Genomic DNA, 4,288 nt, shown 5'->3' with positions numbered 1-4,288 from the left:
GTGCCGAAGAGGTCGCGGACGGCTGACGGGGAAACGGTGCGGGTCCACAGCTTGGCCTGTACGACGAACTTGCCGCCGGTGATCGGGCGTGGGTCGTACGCGACGCAGTCGATGCCGCCGTCGGTGCCGCGGCGGAACAGTCTGGTTTCCAGGCCCATCCGGGTCAGCAGGTTGTGCACCAGGTGCTCGAACGACTCGGGGCTGAGGTCCAGCAGGTTCGGGCGGGCGTCGATCTCGCTGATCACGTCGACCGCCTCGACGATGCGCGGGTCGGTCAGGTCGAACTCCAGCACGGGTTCCACTGGCTGCAGTTCCTCCGGGTGCCGAGACACCTCAGCCGCGAAATAGTGCCGTACGCAGGCCACCGGGTCGAGTTGGTCGAGCACCAGCGCCTGGTACTGCTCCCGGGTCGCCCGCAGCGTGATGAGGCACGGCCGTACGGTCTGACCGGTCGTGAGGTCCACCGACTCCACCATCCCGTTGAACACGACCGTTTCGACCACGCCGTACCTGTCGCTGCCGAAAACGAGGTGTAGCGCTCGTAGCGCTAGTTGGGCGACCAGTTGTTGGTAGAGCCGACGCAGCTCGGCAGGGTCTCGCGGCACGGCCAGTACGGCGTCCAGAGAGCGGTCATAGCGGTACGACGCTTCAGCAGGTACGACGCTGATGTCGGGTAGGTCCCACTCGACCGCGAGCAGTGTCGACTCCGGTACGTACCCGACCTTGCGTCGCCGGGGGAAGTCCAGTGGCTCTGGGTGGCGGTCCAGTGCCTTGGTGAAGTACCGGGTCACGGCTGCGCGGTCACGGGCCTCCACGGCTCGTTCGTACGCGTCGATCCGTGCATGCTGTTCCGCGGTCGCCTCGTCGAGGCGGCGTTGGCGCTCGACCTGGTCGCGCAGGGCCTTGGCCACCCGCTCGCGGCGGGTCTCCTCGGCGGCCCGGTGCCGCTCGATCGCCTCCGCGAACCGGTCCTCCGCGTCGGCGAGTCGACGCGCGAACCTGCGCTCGGCGCCCCACCACCGGAACGGTCCCGGCGGGTGGGGCACGAACGCATCCCAGACAGGTCCGGGATGCGCCTCGAGATCGGCCGGGGACACGGTCGGCGGTGCCCGCCGCGGAGCGCGTTTCAGAGTCTGCAGATCGGTGCCGTCGACATCGACGGCGAGTGCATCGGCCAGGATGTTCTCCAGGACCTGGACGTGTTCCTGTACCGCAGCGGTCCGTTGAGCCGCCTCGGCTGTGCGTCCGGGCGGACGGTCGCTGCGGGCATGAACTTCGGCAGATCGGCCCATCGCCTCACACCTCTCTGATCCAATGTAACGGTCCAACCACGCTCCGCGACCGAATGTGACGGAGAGTTGGTAAGGACATTGCTTGCCGTCCACCCCCCGTTTCCTGCCGCACGTGCAGGTTCCCTTTCACACCAGTTAAGGGAAGGAAAGCGGAGGGAGTGGGGAGCCCCCGTTTCCTGCTGTGCAAGCTCCCTTTGACGTCAGTTGAGGGCAGGAAGGAGGAGGTGTGGGGAGCCCCCCGTTTCGAACGTGCACGTGCAGGTTCGCTTTCACAGCAGTTGAGGGAAGGAAGACGGCTCTTGTTTCTGGTGCGGGTGGGGTTGGGGACGTGTGCGTGTGGGGTTGCCGGGGTTGGTGGGTCGGGGTGACGATGCTGGGATGAGCCTTCCGTCGTACGCGTCTGGGGTGTCCGAGGTTTCGTTGCTGGGGGAGACGATCGGGGCGAACCTGAGACGGACGATCGGTGCGTACGGCGATCGCGAGGCGCTGGTGGAGGTACAGACCGGAAGGCGCTGGACGTACGACGAGTTCGGCGCGGAGGTCGAACTTGTTGCCCGCGGCCTGATGGCGCGCGGGATCGCGAAGGGCGACCGGGTCGGCATCTGGGCGCCGAACCAGGCCGAGTGGACGATCACGCAGTACGCCACCGCGCTGATGGGCGCGATCCTGGTGAACATCAACCCGGCGTACCGCACCCACGAACTCGCGTACGCGCTGAACCAGTCCGGCGTCCGGCTGCTCGTCTCCGCGACCGAGTTCAAGACCAGCGACTACCGCGCGATGGTCGACGAGGTACGCCCGAACTGCCCGTCGCTCGAGGAGACGGTCTACCTCGGCACCGGCGACTGGGACCAGCTCCGCGACGACGCGTCCCGGATCACCGTCGACGAGCTGGCCGCCCGCGAGGCCGAGCTGTCCTTCGACGACCCGATCAACATCCAGTACACCAGCGGTACGACGGGCTTCCCGAAGGGCGCGACGCTCAGCCACCACAACATCCTGAACAACGGCTTCTTCGTCACCGAGACGATCGCGTTCACCGCCGAGGACCGGCTCTGCATCCCGGTGCCGTTCTACCACTGCTTCGGCATGGTGATGGGCAACCTCGGCTGCACCACGCACGGCGCCTGCATGGTGATCCCGGGGCCGGCGTTCGACCCGGCGGCGACGCTGCAGGCCGTGCAGGACGAGCGGTGCACCGGGCTGTACGGCGTACCGACGATGTTCATCGCCGAGCTCGGCCTGCCGGACTTCGCGTCGTACGACCTCAGCAGCCTCCGGCCCGGGGTGATGGCCGGTTCGCCGTGCCCGGTCGAGGTGATGAAGCGCTGCGTCGCGGACATGCACATGGCCGAGGTCGCGATCTGCTACGGGATGACCGAGACGTCGCCGGTGTCCACGCAGACCCGGCGCGACGACGACCTGGACCGCCGTACGTCGACCGTCGGCCGGGTGATGCCGCACGTCGAGGTGAAGCTCGTCGACCCGGCGACCGGCCTCGTCGTCGAGCGGGGTGAGACCGGCGAGCTGTGCACCCGCGGGTACTCCGTGATGCTCGGCTACTGGGACGAGCCGGAGAAGACCGCGGAGGCGATCGACCAGGCGCGCTGGATGCACACCGGCGACCTGGCGACGATGCGCGACGACGGGTACGTGAACATCGTCGGCCGGATCAAGGACATGGTGATCCGCGGCGGCGAGAACGTGTACCCGCGGGAGATCGAGGAGTTCCTCTACACGCACCCGTCGATCGCCGACGTCCAGGTCATTGGCGTCCCCGACGAGAAGTACGGCGAGGAGCTGTGCGCCTGGATCAAGCTGAAGCCCGGGGTGGAGCCGCTGGACGTGGAGGCGGTCCGGGCGTTCGCTACCGGGAAGCTGGCGCACTTCAAGATCCCTCGGTACGTCGTACTCGTGGACGAGTTCCCGATGACGGTCACGGGCAAGATTCGCAAGGTCGAGATGCGGGAGAAGTCCGTCGAGCTGCTCGGACTGAGCTGACCAGCGCGCCGAGGGCGAAGGTGGCGCCGAGGACGCAGACGGCGTTCCAGCCGGCGCGTTCGTACAACGCCGTCGAGGCGATCGCGCCGGTGGCGCTGCCTAGCGAGTAGAACACCATGTACGCACCGATCAGCCGGCTGCCGGAGTCCGGCCGGTAGATCATGCTCTGGTTGGTGACGTGGATCGCCTGTACGGCGAGGTCGAGCAGGACGGCGCCGATCGCCAGCCCCACCAGGGAATGCGCCGTCACCAGCCAACTGGTTGCCAACAGCACCGAAGCCGCGGCGGTCACGACCGGTCCCCACCCCCGATCCGCCAACCGCCCGGCGGGCCCGGCCGCCAGTGCGCCCGCCGCCCCGATCAACCCGAACGCCCCGATCTCCGTGTGTGACAGCCCACGCTCGCTCAACGGCAACGCGATGGAGGTCCACAAGGTGCTGAACGACGCGAAGATGAAGAACGCCCGAGCCGCACTCTCCCGAAACACCCGCTCCCGCAAGAGCCCAGCAGTAGAACGCAACAACCCCAAATAACGCAACCGATCCCTGGATGAGGCGGCGGCTGCTGGGCGCGTGAAGAGGGTGGTGATCGTCAGGCAAGCGACGGAGGCGGTTAGGTAGGTGGCTCGCCAGCTGGAGAGGTCGGTGAGGAGGCCGGAGGTGGTTCGGGCGAGGAGGATGCCCAGGACTATGCCGGTGGTGATGGTGCCTACCGTGCGGCCGCGTTCGGTGGGGGTGGTGAGGGCTGCGCCGTACGCGACCAGCGACTGGGTGACGACCGCGAGGGCGCCGACGGCGGCCAGGCCTGCGAAGAGCATCAGGGCGTTCTGGGCGAGGGCGGTGAGAAGCAGGGCGGCGGCCAGCAGCGCGAAGTGCAGACGGATCAGGCGGCGACGGTCGAGGAGGTCGCCCAGGGGGACCAGGAAGAACAGGCCGAGGGCGTACCCCGCCTGGGTGACGGTGACGAACAGGCCGACCGTACCGGCGGCGATCCCG

Annotated in this window: 3 protein-coding genes; 1 reads left to right on the top strand and 2 read right to left on the bottom strand. The window is 67.9% G+C overall.

The annotated features are described in order from the left end of the window. Positions 1-1,292, bottom strand: a 1,292-nt coding sequence (locus VFF46_RS30175) for a restriction endonuclease (RefSeq protein WP_325040625.1), incomplete at its 3' end; no start/stop codon positions are given. A 378-nt stretch (positions 1,293-1,670) separates the two neighbouring features. Here VFF46_RS30175 and VFF46_RS30170 point away from each other — a divergent pair. Continuing rightward, positions 1,671-3,293, top strand: coding sequence for an AMP-binding protein (locus tag VFF46_RS30170; RefSeq protein ID WP_325040624.1), 1,623 nt, complete (start codon positions 1,671-1,673; stop codon positions 3,291-3,293). Here VFF46_RS30170 and VFF46_RS30165 read toward each other — a convergent pair. After that, positions 3,229-4,288, bottom strand: a 1,060-nt coding sequence (locus VFF46_RS30165; RefSeq protein WP_325040623.1) for an MFS transporter, incomplete at its 5' end; no start/stop codon positions are given. The two genes, VFF46_RS30170 and VFF46_RS30165, sit on opposite strands and share 65 nt — an antisense overlap.

It is taken from the genome of Kribbella sp. (assembly GCF_035655035.1).
GTDB lineage: Bacteria > Actinomycetota > Actinomycetes > Propionibacteriales > Kribbellaceae > Kribbella.
The sequence above is the reverse complement of the archived record's forward strand: the minus strand, read 5'-3'. Positions and strand labels throughout refer to the sequence as shown.

Excerpts from the sequence above, each read along its gene's own strand:
- VFF46_RS30170 (WP_325040624.1), top strand. The coding sequence starts at position 1,671 with ATGAGCCTTCCGTCGTACGCGTCTGGGGTGTCCGAGGTTTCGTTGCTG.